The 17,085-nt window shown below is 53.1% G+C and carries 12 protein-coding genes and 1 pseudogene; 8 read left to right on the forward strand and 5 right to left on the reverse strand.

Translation table 11 applies throughout. The annotated features are described in order from the left end of the window. From ACYZYZ_RS03520 to ACYZYZ_RS03530, 3 genes and pseudogenes are all read left to right on the forward strand, one after another. A pseudogene (locus tag ACYZYZ_RS03520) lies at positions 1–422 on the forward strand (ATP-dependent DNA helicase RecG); the annotation flags it as partial. Positions 423–528: 106 nt separating this feature from the next. After that, on the forward strand, positions 529–1,209 hold the full coding sequence (locus tag ACYZYZ_RS03525) for a TIGR00153 family protein (RefSeq protein WP_305170422.1): 681 nt from the start codon (positions 529–531) through the stop codon (positions 1,207–1,209). Between the two features lie 30 nt (positions 1,210–1,239). Then, positions 1,240–2,514 carry an inorganic phosphate transporter gene (locus ACYZYZ_RS03530; RefSeq protein ID WP_305170421.1) on the forward strand — a complete coding sequence of 425 codons (1,275 nt, stop codon included), beginning with the start codon at positions 1,240–1,242 and terminating at the stop codon, positions 2,512–2,514. An 88-nt stretch (positions 2,515–2,602) separates the two neighbouring features. Here ACYZYZ_RS03530 and ACYZYZ_RS03535 read toward each other — a convergent pair whose 3' ends face one another. Both ACYZYZ_RS03535 and ACYZYZ_RS03540 read right to left on the reverse strand, forming a co-directional pair. Beyond that, the gene (locus ACYZYZ_RS03535) at positions 2,603–3,874 is read right to left on the reverse strand and encodes a dicarboxylate/amino acid:cation symporter (protein WP_305170420.1); all 1,272 of its coding nucleotides are present in this window, start codon (positions 3,872–3,874) and stop codon (positions 2,603–2,605) included. A 32-nt stretch (positions 3,875–3,906) separates the two neighbouring features. After that, a complete protein-coding gene (locus ACYZYZ_RS03540; RefSeq protein WP_305170419.1) occupies positions 3,907–5,787 on the reverse strand; it encodes an MFS transporter in 1,881 nt (626 codons plus the stop codon). Between the two features lie 114 nt (positions 5,788–5,901). Here ACYZYZ_RS03540 and ACYZYZ_RS03545 point away from each other — a divergent pair, with 114 nt between their 5' ends. Beyond that, positions 5,902–6,933: a lipid A deacylase LpxR family protein gene (locus ACYZYZ_RS03545; protein WP_305170417.1), complete on the forward strand. Its 1,032-nt coding sequence runs from the start codon at positions 5,902–5,904 to the stop codon at positions 6,931–6,933. 74 nt (positions 6,934–7,007) lie between these two features. Further along, the gene (gene hemW, locus ACYZYZ_RS03550; protein WP_461483264.1) at positions 7,008–8,159 is read left to right on the forward strand and encodes a radical SAM family heme chaperone HemW; all 1,152 of its coding nucleotides are present in this window, start codon (positions 7,008–7,010) and stop codon (positions 8,157–8,159) included. 4 nt (positions 8,160–8,163) lie between these two features. On the opposite strand, the gene ACYZYZ_RS03555 is transcribed toward hemW, so the two are convergent. Together ACYZYZ_RS03555 and ACYZYZ_RS03560 are read right to left on the reverse strand one after the other, a co-directional pair. Continuing rightward, on the reverse strand, positions 8,164–9,204 hold the full coding sequence (locus ACYZYZ_RS03555; protein WP_461483265.1) for a methyltransferase domain-containing protein: 1,041 nt from the start codon (positions 9,202–9,204) through the stop codon (positions 8,164–8,166). 37 nt (positions 9,205–9,241) lie between these two features. Further along, positions 9,242–11,359 carry an FAD-dependent oxidoreductase gene (locus tag ACYZYZ_RS03560; protein ID WP_461483266.1) on the reverse strand — a complete coding sequence of 706 codons (2,118 nt, stop codon included), beginning with the start codon at positions 11,357–11,359 and terminating at the stop codon, positions 9,242–9,244. 210 nt (positions 11,360–11,569) lie between these two features. On the opposite strand from ACYZYZ_RS03560, the gene ppk1 reads away from it, so the two are divergent. After that, a complete protein-coding gene (gene ppk1 / locus ACYZYZ_RS03565; protein WP_461483267.1) occupies positions 11,570–13,645 on the forward strand; it encodes a polyphosphate kinase 1 in 2,076 nt (691 codons plus the stop codon). A gap of 9 nt (positions 13,646–13,654) precedes the next feature. Here the strand turns inward: ppk1 and ppx are convergent, their stop codons facing one another. Next, complete coding sequence (ppx, locus tag ACYZYZ_RS03570; protein WP_461483268.1) at positions 13,655–15,160, reverse strand: exopolyphosphatase; 1,506 nt, start codon at positions 15,158–15,160, stop codon at positions 13,655–13,657. Between the two features lie 118 nt (positions 15,161–15,278). Between ppx and trxA the strand changes: the two genes are divergently transcribed. Beyond that, entirely contained in the window at positions 15,279–15,605 is a 327-nt protein-coding gene (gene trxA / locus ACYZYZ_RS03575) for a thioredoxin TrxA (protein WP_461483269.1), read from the forward strand. 209 nt (positions 15,606–15,814) lie between these two features. Further along, a complete protein-coding gene (gene rho, locus ACYZYZ_RS03580) occupies positions 15,815–17,074 on the forward strand; it encodes a transcription termination factor Rho (RefSeq protein ID WP_461483270.1) in 1,260 nt (419 codons plus the stop codon). Positions 17,075–17,085 lie beyond the last annotated feature (11 nt).

Consider the following 17,085-nt stretch of genomic DNA (forward strand, 5'->3'; position numbering starts at 1 on the left):
AAGTCGGTGTCGATGTGCCCAACGCCAGCCTGATGATCATCGAAGATCCGGAACGTCTTGGCCTGGCGCAACTACACCAACTCCGCGGCCGCGTCGGACGCGGCAAGTTGGAAAGTCACTGCGTGCTGCTCTACAGCCCACCGCTGTCAAAACAGGGCAGTGAGCGCCTGAGTATCATGCGACAAACCAACGACGGTTTCCGTATCGCCGAAAAAGACCTTGAATTGCGCGGCCCAGGTGAAGTTCTCGGCACCCGTCAAACCGGTGAGATGTCACTTCGTATCGCAGACCTGCAAAGGGATAGCCACTTGTTGCCGGAGGTCAAACGCCTGGCCAGGCAATTGCTGGAAACTTCGCCGCACACTACCAACCTGATTATCCAGCGCTGGCTGGGAGACGGTGAACGCTATGGCCAAGTCTGAGCAACGTTACTTCGAGTATAAGAAATTACCGGTTTCCACCCCCTATATGTGACATTTTTGTTTCAGCTACCTATACTCGCGCCCTACACATTAAGGAGGACGCTCCATGGTTTTCAATAACCCGCTTTCCAGTCTTTTCGGTAAGTCACCTATCAGTCCCCTGCAATCCCACATGACCGTAGTCGTTTCCTGCACCGAACTCCTTTGCAGCTTCATGTCCTCCGCCATTGCCAACGACTGGCAACAGGCTGAACAGATTTTTGATCGCATGTCCGAGCTGGAACATGAAGCGGATGCCATGAAGCGCAAGCTGCGCCTGCACCTGCCAAAAAGCTTGTTCATGCCTATGGACCGCAGCGATCTGCTCAATATGCTCAGCCAGCAAGACCGTATCGCCAATCGCTCCAAGGATATTGCCGGGCTCATGTTGGGCAGAAAAATGTCCATTCCGGAAGGACTTGAAAGCCAGATGACCGAGTTTGTCACTACTTCTGTGGAAGCATGCCGTCAGGCACATAAAGCCATTAACGAGCTTGATGAGCTGCTCGAAGTCGGCTTTATCGGCAAGGAAGTGGATTTTGTGGAAAAACTTATCCGCGAACTGGATGTTCTTGAAGACCGCACAGACCAACTCGAACAGGATATTCGTCACAGTCTTTTCGAAAAAGAAAAACAGCTACCGCCCATTGATGCCATGTTCCTATACCAGGTGATCGATATCATTGGCGAAGTAGCCGACCTATCCCAAAGTGTGGGTGGCAAACTGCAACTGCTGCTTGCCCGCTAAACCTATAACAACAATTAACGAGAACAACCCATGACGTTATTTGCTGAGTACGGCCAGATACTGATTATTCTGGCCTGTATATTCGGGGTCTTCATGGCCTGGGGAGTTGGTGCCAACGATGTCGCCAACGCTATGGGTACTTCGGTGGGTTCCAGGGCTCTGACTGTCAAGCAAGCGATCCTGATCGCCATGATATTCGAGTTTGCCGGGGCTTACCTCGCTGGAGGTGAGGTCACTGAAACCATCCGCAAGGGCATCATTGACCCGGCTGTCATGGCCGGTTCCCCGGACCTACTGGTGTTCGGCATGATGTCAGCTCTGTTGGCAGCGGGCACCTGGTTACTACTGGCCAGTGTCATGGGCTGGCCCGTATCCACCACCCACTCCATCGTCGGCGCCATTGTCGGTTTTGCAGCGGTGGGTATTTCCGCCGACGCCGTCAACTGGGGTAAGGTGGGAAGCATTGTTGCCAGCTGGGTCGTCTCGCCACTACTGGCTGGTGCCATCTCCTACATGCTTTTCCGCAGTGTACAGAGGCTGATTCTGACCCAGGACAACCCCTTCGTCCGGGCCAAAAAAATCATTCCTTTTTACATGTTTGCAGTGGGCTTTCTGATCGCCATGGTCACCATGCTGAAAGGACTGAAACACGTTTTCAAAGACTTCGGCATTAAACTAGGCTTCGGCGAATGCACTCTCATTGCATTAGTGATAGGCCTGGTGGTGATGGCACTGGGTACGATCTTGTTGAGCCGCGTGCAAGCTGACGAGGCCGCTGAAAAGGATAACCGTTTCGCCAACGTGGAACGGGTATTTGCCATCCTGATGGTGTTCACCGCCTGTGCCATGGCCTTTGCCCACGGCTCCAATGACGTCGCCAATGCGGTAGGTCCTCTGGCCGCCGTGGTCAATGTCGTGCAGGCAGGTACCGTCGAAGCCAAAAGCGTCATGCCACACTGGATTTTATTATTGGGTGGCGTGGGGATCGTTCTCGGTCTGGCAACGTACGGCTTCAAGGTGATGGGTACCGTCGGCCGAAAGATTACCGAACTAACCCCTAGTCGCGGCTTTGCTGCCGAACTCGGTGCCGCTGCCACTGTGGTTTTAGCTTCCGGTACCGGATTGCCTATTTCTACCACCCACACACTGGTGGGTGCTGTCCTGGGCGTCGGCCTGGCCCGCGGCATCGCCGCTCTAAACCTGCGTATTGTCGGTACCATTTTTATGTCATGGCTGGTCACCCTACCCGCCGGAGCCGGCCTGGCCATTTTGTTTTTCTATTTCTTCAAGGGTATCTTCAGCTGAAGTTCTTAAACATGACCGCCATAAAAAAGCCCGGCTAATGCCGGGCTTTTTTTTTATGCAGGGTATATCTTCATAAAGGATACATCGCTTACCCACTCAGCACATTGTCTTCGCCCTCAGATCTGGCAATCACCACCGCACAACAGGAATCACTGAAAACATTGGCAGCGGTGCGCATCATATCCAGAATGCGGTCAGTTACGAGCAACATACCAATACCCTCCAGAGGCAAACCGATCACCCCCAGAATCACGGTAATCGCCACCAGGCTGGCAGCAGGGATACCTGCGACACCAATGGAAGTAAGCAAGGCAACCAGCACAATCACAAACTGCGTTGCAAAGCTCAATTCCAATCCATAGGCCTGGGCAATGAACATGGCGGCTACACATTCATAAAGTGCCGTGCCGTCCATGTTGATGGTGGCGCCCAGCGGCAACACAAAAGAGCTGGTGCGGTTGGAGACACCGGCATTTTTTTCCACGCACTCAATGGTGACCGGCAGTGTGCCGGAAGATGAGGCTGTGGAAAATGCCGTCAACATCGCCGGCAGCATGGCCCGATAATGTCGTACCGGGTGAATGCCCGCAGCACGCAGTATCAGCGACAAGGTGATGAACACATGGATGGCCAGCCCCAATGCCACGGTAATGAAAAACACCAGCAACGGCTGAAATGCATCAAAGCCAGTCGCCGCCACCGTTTTGGCCACCAGGCCGAACACCCCCAGTGGAGCAAACTTCATGATAAACAGAGTGACCTGCATCATGGTTTCGTATACGCCGTTCCAGAAGCTCAACATGGTCTGACTGTGCTCCCGCGTAATCCGCGTCATGAAGACGCCGAACAGCAGGCTGAAGAAAATCAGCCCGAGCATCTGGCCATCGGCGGCCGCCTTGACGATGTTGGGGGGCACCATGCGTAAGAATACCGCCGTGATATCCCCCGCCCCACGACCATCCACCCGTGATAATTGTTCTTCAACCGCCTGGGGCTCGCTGAGGTTAAGGCGGCTACCCGCTGCTTCACCATCGACAATGCCGGGAGTCAGAAGATTCACCAGCAACAATCCCACCGTAATCGACAACAGGCTGGTCGACATGTAAAAGCCCAGGGTTTTGGCGCTCAGACGCCCAAGATTTTCACTGCCTCCGAGGCCGGCAATGCCGACAATGATCGACGACATGACCAGCGGTACGATGATCATTTTCAAGGCGTTGAGAAACAAAGTGCCGACAAAGCCGAACAGGTCGTATAAGCGGATGCCCAACAGAGCGCTTTCCTGCCCAGCCAGTAGCCCCACCAGAATCGCGGCGACAATGGCAATTAACATTTGCCAGTGCAGTTTCAGTTTACCCATCTCTGTTCTCCTTTATGCTGGTTCATCCAGCATTACTGGTCCGCACCACGCAACGCCATCACCTTTGCTCGCAAAGTCTCCGCAGTGGCTGATTCCGGTGACAGCGGGGCGCTGGCCAGTACCGAAACCTGCCTCCAACCTGGTCGAAAGGGCTTGCGAAAGGCACCACCGTTACTGCGACTGAAAAAACTCCGCCACAAGCCCTTGAGGGCCATTGGCACTACCGGTACCGGATCCCGGGCCAATATACGTTCAATGCCCGGTTTGAACACGTCGATCTCGCCATCCCCGGTCAGTTTGCCCTCCGGGAACAGACACAACAACTGCCCCTGCTTCAGAGCATCTGAAATACTCTGCATGGCCTGCTCGTAAGCTTGGGGATCTTCCTTTTGAGAACAGATGGGAATCGCACCGCCGGTGCGAAAAATAAAATTCAGTACCGGCAACTCATAAATGGGTTTGTACATGATAAAGCGGATGGGCCTACGCACCGCGCCCGCCAGTAACAGGGCATCCACATAACTGACATGATTACAGACAATGATCGCAGCGCCGCGGGGAGGAATCTGCTCAAGACCACTGTGACTGACCCGGTAAAGGCTGTGCCCCATTAACCACACCAGAAAGCGCATGGTAAATTCTGGTACCTGTAAAAAAATAAACAGCGCCACGGCAATATTCATAAAGGCGACGGTCAGATAGAGCTCGGCGATACTGAATTTCGCGACGCCCAGAAAGAGAATGCCCAACACACTGGCCAGCACCATAAAGAAGGCATTGAGAATATTGTTGCTGCCGATAATACGCGCCCTTTTTTCCGGGGCGGTGCGGGCCTGAACCATCGCGTAAAGAGGGACGATATAAAGCCCTCCAAACAGACCCAGCAACAAAATGTCCACCATTACCCGCCAGCTGTCGCCACTAGCGAGAAACACCATGGGACTGACCACTGCGTCCACCTGATAGGACTCGGCCGCAAAGTACAGATCGATGCCCATCAGGCTCAAACCCAGCGCCCCGAGGGGCACCAGGCCAATTTCCACCCGAGGCCCACTGAGTTTGTCACACAACATGGAACCCATGGCCACACCGACCGTAAAGGCCGACAGCACCAGGGCAATAACCCCCGGCTCACCCTTCAGCACGGTCTTGGTGAAATTCGGCATTTGGGTCAGGTAGGTCGCCCCCAACATCCAGAACCAGGAGATGCCCAGTATGGCCAGAAATACCGTCTGCTTCTCTGTCGCCAGGCGAATCAGCTGCCAGCTGACACGGGGGATATTCCAATCAATTTTCAATCCCTTGGCCCACGGTTCTGCCAATGGGATCTTCCGGCTGCTCAACCACCCCACAAGCGCAACTACCAGAACCACTCCCCCAGCAAGCCACTGCACCTGGGCTGAACCCCCAATCAGGGAGCCGACAATGGTACCAATGAGTATGGCCACAAAGGTGCCCATACCCACCCTGGCATTGCCAGCAATCAGCTCATCATTGCCCAGGTGCTGCGGCAGAATGGCGTACTTGACCGGACCAAAAAAAGCCGACTGGGTGCCCATGAAAAATAGAACCGCCAACAGCAGCCAGAGCATACCCAAATAGAACGCCAGGGCTCCCACCAACATGATGATAATTTCGGCAAATTTGATGGCGCGAATGATACGGGATTTTTCGAACTTGTCTGCCAGCTGACCGGCCAGGGCAGAAAACAGAAAAAAGGGCAGGATAAATAACCCGGCAGCGAGATTTACCACCGTGTTTACCTGTTCGGCACTGACAATGCTGGCACTGACAATCATCACCAGCAGGGCGTTTTTAAACAGATTATCGTTGAGGGCACCGAAAAACTGTGTCAGAAACAGGGGCAAAAAGCGTTTTGACGCCAGCAAGTCCGCGGTCTTTATTCCCTTCACTGTGTGTCCCCAGGCCAGCAAAACTGCATCTTGACGCTGTGCAGAGCATTATTCAATGACATTGCCCGCATTGCCCCCGGCAACCATAATGGAAATCTCAAGGCAGGAATCTGTATGAAATATTGGTTTTTAACGCTCGTCATTCTCATGCCACTGTTGGGGCTGGCAGAGGAAGAACGCCCACGGTTTTGCCAGACATTTAACCTATACCTGGAGAATGACATGTTTGGCGAAACCGATCGCCACTATACCAATGGCATCCGCTTATCCTGCATCTCCGCCGACCTGACATCCTACCTGGAAGATCCCAGCCTGCCGGCATGGGTAAAAGAAACCAACCGCAGACTGCGTTTTTTTCATGGGCTGAAAGATCAGCAGGAACTGGAGCGCAACCTGGTCATCAGTCTCGGGCAAACCATGTTTACCCCATCCGACAAATACGCCAGCGAACTCATCGAGGATGACCGGCCCTATGCGGGCTTCCTGTATCTCGGCTTTGCCTACCATATTCGCGACGAGGAGCAACTGGACAGCCTGGAAATGAACCTCGGCATGGTGGGCCCAGCCTCGCTGGCAGAAAATGCCCAGGACCTGGTTCACGATATTCGCAATATCGATAAATTCAATGGCTGGGACAACCAGCTTGAAAACGAACTGGGATTACAGCTGGTTTACGAGCACAAGCACCGCTTTAAGCTCACCCACCAATGGCCCCACCAGGACTTCATCGCCCACAGCGGTGTCAGCCTTGGCAATATCGCCACCTATCTCAATCTGGGTGGGGAATACCGCATTGGCTGGCAATTACCCGAGGATTTTGGCACGGCCTCACTGCGCCCCGGCGGTGATAACAGCTCCCCCGGCAGGGGTGATGCCCGGTACTGCCAGCGCCTGATCTGTGGTCTACACGCATTCATTTCTTTTGATACCCGCCTGGTAGCCAGAGATATTTTTCTGGACGGTAATACCTTTGAGAGCAGCCACAGCGTTGACCGTCGACCCGTGGTTTCCGATGCCGCCATCGGTTTCAGTTTCCTGGTGGATGGCTGGAAAATCTCTTACGCCAAGGTTTTCCGCACCCGTGAATTTGAGGAACAGCAGGACCCCCATGAATACGGTTCGCTGTCGATCTCCTATTCCTTCTAGCGTCGCCAGTTACCGCCCTTGATATGAGCAGGTAAAGCCCACTATTGACTCGCCGGGGTGCTAAAATCCGCCCCATGGAACACACACCACTTTTTCTGCCACCCCTTGCGCTTTACGTTCACATTCCCTGGTGTGTGCGCAAATGCCCCTATTGTGATTTCAACTCCCATGCCGCTGGGGAATCTCTCCCCGAAGAAGCCTATGTACAGGCTCTGATTCGCGATCTTGATAGCGAGCAACCCTATGCCCAGGGCCGCCGCCTGACATCCATCTTTTTCGGGGGCGGCACGCCCAGCCTTTTTTCCGCAGAAAGCATCGGTCGCATCATTCAGGCCGCCCGTCGACGCATTGGTTTCGATGGCGATATCGAAATTACCCTGGAAGCCAACCCCGGTACGTTTGAGCAGGAAAAATTCAGCGCCTTTCACAGTGTCGGCGTTAATCGGCTGTCCATCGGTGTTCAAAGTTTTAACGATCTCCACCTGCAACGACTGGGTCGTATTCACAGTGCAGAGCAGGCGATCAACGCGGTCGGTATGGCTCGGCAGGCCGGATTCGAGAATTTCAACCTGGACCTGATGCATGGCTTGCCCGGGCAGACCGAATCTGAAGCACTTAACGACCTGCAACAGGCCATTGAATTACAGCCCACTCATATATCCTGGTATCAGTTAACCATTGAGCAGAATACGGAATTTTATCGACACCCTCCGACGCTGCCTGAAGAAGATATACTGGAAAATATTTATGAAAAGGGTCTGGAAAAATTACAAAGCAGCAATTATTTTCAATATGAAATATCGGCTTTTTGTCGAGACAATAAAAAATCTGCTCACAATGTCAATTATTGGGCTTTTGGCGACTATATAGGGATAGGTGCAGGGGGACATGGAAAAATCACACTACCTGATGAACAACGAATTATTCGCCTCTCAAAAACGCGCCACCCTTCAGATTATTTAGGCAGGGAAAATTCTTTTATTGCCAAATGTAATAATATTTCGACAGACGAATTACCGCTGGAATTCATGATGAACGCCCTGCGCCTAACTGACGGTGTAGAAAGAGAATTTTATCCAGATAGAACAGGCACTGCATTCAGCCATATTGAACAGAAATACCACGAACTTATTGCCATGGGATTAATCGAAAATAATCCTGAAAAAATATGCACCACAAAAAAAGGTCATCGATTTCTTAATTCTGTTTTAGAAAAATTGTCCTGACAATCTAACAGCAACTTCCCGATATTTTTTTATTACTGTCAAATGGCAAATCTGTTCCGCAATTTTTAAAAATACCCCTATGACTTTCAAAATTTCCGAAAAACTTAAAATGATTTTTAAATCGGGTTTCATTTAACATGCGATAGCTGTTACCACACACGGGAAAAGGTTTTCCTGTCTCTATAATATGATGCTTGTCCAGCATAAATAATTCTGGCGCATTGGGAATGGTGCCGAGGTATGTCACAGACTGTCCGTAATCTTCGCAGGCGGGTTCCAACTGATCGAGTTTAAACAGGCGATAGGTGGCGGAATAAAACTGCATATCACCAATTTTTCTGCGGATGTCATCACTATTAACTGCCAATGGGCGATCTTCCACCAGGCGCGGGTCGGCAAAGCCCACTGCTTTGGCCAACTGCACAAAGTCATTCCAGTACAGTGCACCCGCAAGGCATTCGCCATAGAGCACAGGATCATGGCTTAAGGACTCAGGCACTCGGCGATCCGCATACACATCGGAAAAATATAGTTCACCGCCCGGCTTAAGCAATCGGTGGGCCTGTTCAAGTACCGCCCGCTTGTCCGGAGACAGGTTGATCACACAATTGGAGACGATGACATCAAAACTGTTGTCTTCGAGACCCAATTCATCGAGCTTTTCGATATAGCCTTTGATAAAGCGCACATTGGGCCGGGAAAACCCGAATGCCTGGCGGTGGAACTCGATGTGCCGGTTGGCCACCGCCAGCTGTTCGTCCGTCATGTCCACGCCCACCACGTCGCCCTGTTCGCCGACCATAGCGGACAGCACATAACAGTCCTGCCCTGAGCCGCTGCCCAAGTCCAGAATCCGCAAACCATCCAGCAGCTGGGGAGCCACCAGGCCGCAGCCATAGTATTTACCTGTAACCTCCGGGTGTATTTTCGCCATGATCGGCTTTAGGTGCTGGGGAACACTGTCCACCGTGCAGCAGGCATCTGTTTTCAGATCCGCCGAGCTCTGCAGCTCTTTGCCGTAATAATCTTTAACCGTGTCGTACATCGTTCTTCCAGTACCACCTGTAAGGGCGGAGTTGTTGTTAATGGCGCTGCCAGCGATGGAATTTTTTAACCCAGCGCAATAATCGCTCTGGGCTATGGGCCTTCTGCCAGTTACCCGCTGCAAATTTGTTGGCTTCACTCATGGTTGGGTAACTGTGTATGGTACCGAGAATTTTTTTCAGGCCAATCCCCTGCTTCATGGCCAGCACCAGTTCGGCAATCAGTTCGCCCGCATGGGCGCCAACAATGCAGGCACCAAGAATGCGATCCTTGCCCGGCATCGTGAGCACTTTCACAAAACCACTGGCACTGTTTTCTGCCATCGCTCGATCCAGGTCATCCAACCCATAGCGGGTAACTTCATACTCAATGCCCTGCTCCCTGGCCATTTTTTCCGTCAAGCCGACCTGGGCAATTTCCGGGTCGGTAAATGTCACCCGCGGCATCACCCGGTATTCCACCTTGAATTTTTTAAAGCGGCCAAACAGGGCATTCACTGTTGCATACCATGCCTGGTGGGCAGCGGCATGGGTAAATTGATAGGGTCCGGCAACGTCGCCACAGGCATAGATATTGGGAAATCGGGTACGAAGGTATTCATCCACCACCAATGTGCCATCCGGGTTACGCTCGATCTCCAGCTTTTCCAGCCCCATATTCCCGGTGCGGGCCTGACGACCCAGCGCAACCAGAACCTGGTCAAACACGATTTCACACCGATTACCGTCTGAGTCTGTGGCCAGTGCCACCTGCTCGCCGCCACGGGTATCGAATTCTCCAATCCGGTATCCGAGCAATACCTCCACGCCCTCATCCTGTAAAGCAGCCAACACCTGCTGGGCGGCATCTTCATCCTCACGTGGCAGAAGGTGTGGACCAACCAGCCTCACCCTGGCGCCAAGGCGTTGCATCGCCTGTGCCAGCTCACAACCAATGGGGCCGGCACCCATAACGAGTAGATGTTGCGGCAATGCCTCCAACTCCCAGATGGTTTCGGAGGTCAGATAATTGATCTGGTCCAGACCGGGAATTTGCGGAATACGAGGGCTCGCACCAGAGGCAATAATAATATTTGCTGTGGTAATGACCTGACCATTGACCATCACCTCCCAGGGTGAACAGATACTGGCGTCGCCCTGAACACAGTCCACTCCCAGGGAGGAATAGCGCTCAATAGAGTCATGGGGTTCTACTTGTCGTATCACTTTTTTTACCCGGCCCATGACCCGGGCGAAGTCGACACTAGGGGTGCCGACATCAATCCCGAACTCTGCCGCACGCTGAATCTCTTTTACCGCGCGGGAGGCACGTATCAGGGACTTGCTGGGCACACAGCCGGTATTCAGGCAGTCACCACCCATGCGCTGTTTTTCAATCAGTGTGACCCTCGACTTCAGAGCAGAGGCGATATATGCGCTCACCAAGCCAGCGCTGCCCGCACCGATGACCACCAGGTTGCGATCGAAGTTGGCCGGACGTGTATAACCGCGGTAAGCCCGACGGCGCTTGATGGCATCCAGCAGTGCACGAGCCACATAGGGGAACATCGCCAACAACAAAAAGGACAGCAACAGGCCCGGCGTCAGAATAGAGGCTGCCGACAACTCTTCTATGGAGCCAATTTCAGCGCCGGCATTCACATAGACAATGGTGCCCGCCAGCATCCCCAACTGGCTGACCCAGTAGAAGCGCCATACGGGGATGGGCATCAGCCCCATCACCAGGTTGATCACCCAGAAGGGTATGACCGGTATCAGCCTCAGAGAAAACAGGTAGAAAGCACCGTCTTTCTCAATGCCACGGTTGACCACACCGAGGTAACGGCTGAAACGAGCCTGTACCCAGTCACGCAACAACAGTCGCGACACCACAAATGCCAGTGTGGCACCAAGAGAGCTGGCGAAGGACACCAGCAGCACGCCCGTCCAGAGTCCGAAGATCATACCGCCAATCACTGTCAGCAGTGCTGCCCCCGGCAGTGAAAAGCCGGTGGCTACCACATAGATGACAAAATAGACCGCCGCCGTCAGTCGCGGCTGCTCGGCATAGAGTGCCTGATAAAAGTGAGGATGCAGATATTGCTGACCATCTAAAAGCAGGTAAGCCGCCACAACCAGGGCTATAACTATCAGGATGGCTATTTTTTTTATGGGCATGGATTGTCCAGAGTTTTATGTTTTTCAGTCTGCTTAGAGGCTGTAATGACATTAGGGTTCAGTATGACCGTCATTCCCCTATCGGGAAGCAACGTCATAAAAATGTCAAAGAAGTGTCATATAAGAGACAGAAAATAACGCTTTTCGCCCGGACGCTTTCCTATGGACAATGTGACTCAGCCGCAGAACCATTCTGTACAGGAGCCAAACGTGGACGCTAACAAGCCGGATCTCAACAGCGCCAACTTTTTCATCAACCGTCATATCAGCATGATGCAGTTTAACCTGCGGATTCTTGAACAGGCGCTCAATGAAGAGTACCCGCTGCTGGAACGATTCCTGTTTCTGATGATTTTCAACAGCAACATGGATGAGTTTTTCGAAATCCGCCTGGCGGGTCTCAAGCGTCAGATCAGCTTTTCCCGGGAAACCGTCAGCATTGACGGCATGCGCCCCAAGGATGTGCTGGACACCCTGAGCGAACAGTGCAAATTAGCCACTGAGAAGCAATACCAGATCCTCAACGAGGTTCTGTTGCCGGCACTCCAGTCCCAGAAAATCCGTGTACTCAACCGACAAAGCTGGAGCCCGGAAATTGCCAACTGGGCAGAAGATTACTTTCGCCACCAGGTAATGCCCGTTATCAGCCCGATCGGACTGGACCCGGCACACCCGTTTCCCCGTCTGGTGAACAAGAGTCTCAACTTTATTGTGTCGCTGGAGGGCAAAGATGCCTTTGGACGGGATAGCGGCATGGCCATCGTGCCAGCTCCACGCTCCCTGCCCCGGCTGGTTCGCGTGCCCGACGAACTCTGTGAAGACGGCGATAATTTTGTCCTGTTGTCTTCCCTGATGCACGCCCATATCGACGACCTTTTTAACGGCATGACGGCTACCGGTTGCTACCAGTTTCGCATCACCCGGGATGCCGACCTGGATCTCAATGCCGCAGAGGTTGAAGACATTGCCCGGGCGTTGCGCGGGGAGCTGCATTCGCGGCGCTTTGGCAGTGCTGTGCGGCTCGAGGTCGACAAGCACTGTCCGGAAGAGCTGGTCAGCTTTCTGCTGGATCAGTACAACCTGACCGAGAATGAACTCTACCAGGTCGATGGCCCCGTGAATCTCGGTCGCATGATGCAATTGCGACAAATGTTGAATCGCAGCGAATTAGTATTTCCCAGTTTTATTCCGTCAATCCCCAAATCACTGCGCGGCTCCGATCACAACATTCTCGACTCGGTGAGAAAAGAAGACATTCTCCTCTATCACCCGTTTCAGTCATTTACGCCGATCATTGACCTATTGCGCCAGGCTGCCAAAGACGCCGCTGTGCTTTCAATCAAAATGACCCTGTATCGGACCGGTTCCTCGTCGGAAGTGGTGGATGCACTGGCAGAAGCCGCCCGCGCCGGGAAAGAAGTCACCGTGGTGATTGAGCTGCGCGCACGGTTTGATGAAGAGGATAACCTGCAGCTGGCAACACACCTGCAGGAAGCCGGAGCAGTGGTCACCTATGGAGTGGTGGGTTATAAAACCCACGCCAAGGCCCTGCTGATTGTGCGACGGGAAAACCAACAACTGCGCCGCTACGTGCACCTTGGAACCGGCAATTACCACGCTGGAAATGCACGCCTCTATACCGACTACAGCCTGTTAAGTGCCGACCCCGATCTCAGTAGTGATGTGCATAAGATTTTTCAACAGCTTACCGGCATGGGCAAAGCGGAACGCATCAAAACACTCTTCAGCGCCCCTTTCACCCTGAAGAAAAACCTGCTGAGACTGATTGAAGAAGAGGCGGAAGCCGCCCGTCAGGGCAAAGAGGCCCATATCATCATCAAGGTCAATGCCCTGACAGAACCGAAAGTTATCACCTCGCTTTACGAAGCGAGCATGGCAGGCGTACAAATTGATTTGATTATTCGCGGCATGTGCTGCCTGCGCCCCGGCCTGGAAGGGGTTTCAGAAAACATTCGCGTACGCTCAATTGTTGGCCGTTTTCTGGAGCATTCCCGGGTTTACTATTTCCACAATGCCACGCCGAGAATCTACTGTGCCAGCGCCGATGTCATGGAGCGCAACCTGATGCACCGGGTAGAAATCTGCTTTCCGATTCTGAGTGGTCGCCTGCAGGCGAGAATCCGCAGCGACCTGCAAAGTTACTTACAGGACAACTGCCAGAGTTGGGAAATGCAATCGGATGGCAGCTACCTTCTCAACCAGCCCGAAAACAACCAACCCAGACTGTCTGCACAAATGGAATTGCTCAGCAAACTGACCGACTAACCGTTCCTGTCAGATTCCATTGAAGCGCAGCTGGAAGCCAATTTTTTTCAGCACCTGGCGCTCGGCAGACAATGCATCGCTGGTCAGGGGGTGACGCTCCAGCCAGCCTTCATCAAAACCGAGCACGATCTCGGAACCCTGAACCGTGGTGGAAAAGAGCGGCTCCCCTTCCACGGCAGTCACGTATTTGAACACAGCCGCCAGGCGCATGATCGCGCAAAGCTTTTTCAGATACAGTACTTGTGCCTTATCAAGGCCGACTAGGTTTTCCGTCGGGAATTTCTGGCGGTGACTGCGCACCAGTAGTGCCAATATCCACTGCATCTGCTTGCTGAAGCCAGGCAGATCCGAATGCTCAATCAGATACTGCCCATGCTTGTGGAACTGTGTGTGCGCCACACTCAACCCGACCTCGTGTAAACGGGATGCCCATCGCAACAGGTCCCTATCCGTCTCTGTTAGATGCCATTCCTGCGCCGCTTTCTCAAACAGCAGCATGGCCATAGACTCTACCTGGTCGGCATTCTGCTGATCCACTTCCGCACGGCGCATCAGGGAAGACACGGTTCGCTCCCGAACATCCTCATGGACTTCACGGCCCATCATTTCGTAGATTACCCCTTCCCGCAGTGCGCCGGGCGAGGTGTTCATATGTGCCACCCCCAAGGCATCGAAAACGCCACAGATAATCGCCACACCAGGCACAATCACGCCGCGCCTCCGCTCACTCAGACCTGGCAGATCCGTCAGTTCATCAATATGGTTATGGGACAACAGAAACTTGCGCAGGCCTGCCAGGCAGGAAGCATCGAAACCCTCCGCTGACCAACCCTGTTGCATCAGAATTGCTTCGACACTGCGCATAGTGCCGGAAGAACCGACCGCGTTGTCCCAACCATGCTGTTTATAGGCTTTGCGGATCAACAACACTTCCTGATACGCCGCCTGGTAGGCCTTGGCAAAGCGTTTTTCGGAAATTTTTCCACCCGGAAAAAAACGGTCGCGATAAGTCACACAACCCATGTGCAGACTCTCGCGCAGCTTCGATTCAAAACGCTGCCCGATCACAAACTCCGTACTGCCGCCGCCAATATCCACTACCAGCCGCGAATTGTCGTCATCGGCAAGGGTATGAGCCACACCCAGATAGACAAGCCGCGCCTCCTCTCGACCGGAGATGACTTCTACCGGAAAACCGATCAGTGCCTCCGCTGGCTTGATAAACGCTTTGGCATTCTTGGCTGCACGCAGGGCATTGGTGCCCACAATCCTCACGGCCGAGGGTTGCAGTTTTTCAATCACCTGGCGAAAACGGGCAAGACAATTGAGGCCGCGCTCGATAGCGTCTTCAGCGAGTCGATTGGATTTCATGCCAGCGGCCAGCTGGACCCGCTCCCCGAACCGTTCAATCGGGCGCATTTCGCCGTGGGCTACACGGGCCACTATCATGTGAAAGCTGTTGGACCCTAGATCAATGGCCGCCAACGTATGGCCGCTATCTGAAATATTATTCACGAATTACCTTTGCGGGTTTCTTTGTCCACCAGGCATTTGTTACTCGCCTTATGCGGGTGGTATGATTTCACAAATTCTACCCCCTAATCCTTTAATACTCATTAATCTGGAGAATTCCATGAGCGACAACATCGTTCACATTACCGACGGCAGCTTTGCCAGCGAAGTGCTGGATGTCACCACCCCGGTACTGGTCGACTTCTGGGCTGCCTGGTGTGGTCCCTGCAAAATGATTGCACCCATTCTGGACGAACTGGCAGATGAATACGCTGGCAGAGTAAAAATCTGCAAAATGGATGTGGATTCCAACCAGGAAACCCCTGCCAAGTTTAATGTTCGTGGTATTCCGACGCTGATCCTGTTCAAGGATGGCAATATTGAGGCCACCAAGGTCGGCGCACTGTCGAAAACACAGCTCGTAGAGTTTATTGACGCAAGCCTTTAATAAAACCGTTGCGGTGGTAGCGTTTACCACCGCAACAGTTATTGCGCTTTAATCTAGCCCCGCCTATACTGCATCTCAACCAAGTCGATGTCCTTCGACGAGAAAAAACAACTAAACTAATAATTCCGGCAAGCCCTTCCAGGACACCAGCTCATTTCTCGACCGGCAATCAGCCCGTCCAAATCCCTACAATTACCATGTCAGTATTTATGAACTTAACCGAACTCAAAACCAAACCCATTGATGAACTTTTAGAAATTGCCCAAGGCATTGGCCTCGACAATCTCGCCCGCTCCCGCAAACAGGATGTCATTTTCAGCATCCTCAAACGACATGCCAAAAGCGGCGAAGATATCTACGGCGATGGGGTACTCGAAATTCTACCCGATGGTTTTGGGTTCTTGAGATCAGCAGACAGCTCTTACCTGGCCGGGCCAGATGACATCTACGTCTCCCCCAGTCAGATTCGCCGCTTCAACCTGCGTACCGGCGACAGTATTTCCGGAAAAATCCGGCCCCCGAAGGAGGGAGAGCGTTACTTTGCGATGCTCAAGCTGGATGAAATCAATTTTGAAAAGCCGGAAAACGCCCGCAACAAGATTCTGTTTGAAAACCTGACCCCACTGTTCCCTGACGAGCGACTGGTACTGGAATCGGGCAACGGCTCCACCGAAGACCTCACCGGACGCATCATCGACCTGATTTCCCCCATCGGCAAAGGCCAGCGTGGCCTGATTGTGGCACCGCCCAAAGCCGGTAAAACCATCCTCATGCAGCACACCGCGCAGGCTATCATCCGCAACAACCCCGAGTGCTACATCATCGTACTGCTGATCGATGAGCGTCCCGAGGAAGTGACCGAGATGCAACGCTCTGTGCGTGGCGAAGTGATCGCCTCCACCTTTGATGAACCCCCGGCCCGCCACGTGCAAGTTGCTGACATGGTGATAGAAAAAGCCAAGCGCCTGGTGGAACACAAGAAGGATGTGGTGATTCTGCTCGATTCCATCACCCGCCTGGCGCGCGCATACAACACTGTGCAACCCTCCTCAGGCAAGGTGCTGACAGGTGGTGTGGATGCCCACGCCCTGGAGCGTCCAAAACGCTTTTTTGGGGCCGCACGTAATATCGAGCAGGGTGGCAGCCTGACCATTATTGCCACCGCACTGGTGGAAACCGGCTCCAAAATGGACGAAGTGATCTATGAGGAGTTCAAGGGCACCGGTAACATGGAGCTGCACCTGGACCGCAAGGTAGCGGAAAAACGCGTTTACCCGGCTATCAATATCCGCCGCTCCGGCACTCGCCGTGAAGACCTGCTGATGGGTGAGGAAGAGCTGCAACGGGTATGGATTCTGCGCAAGCTCCTGCACGGCATGGAAGACGCGGATGCTATCGAGTTCCTGATCGACAAGCTGAAAGACTCCAAAACCAACGACGAATTCTTTATGTCGATGAAGCGCAAATAAGCACCGTTACT

Source organism: Porticoccus sp. (assembly GCA_023261185.1).
In the GTDB taxonomy this organism is placed as follows: Bacteria; Pseudomonadota; Gammaproteobacteria; order Pseudomonadales; family Porticoccaceae; genus Porticoccus; species Porticoccus litoralis.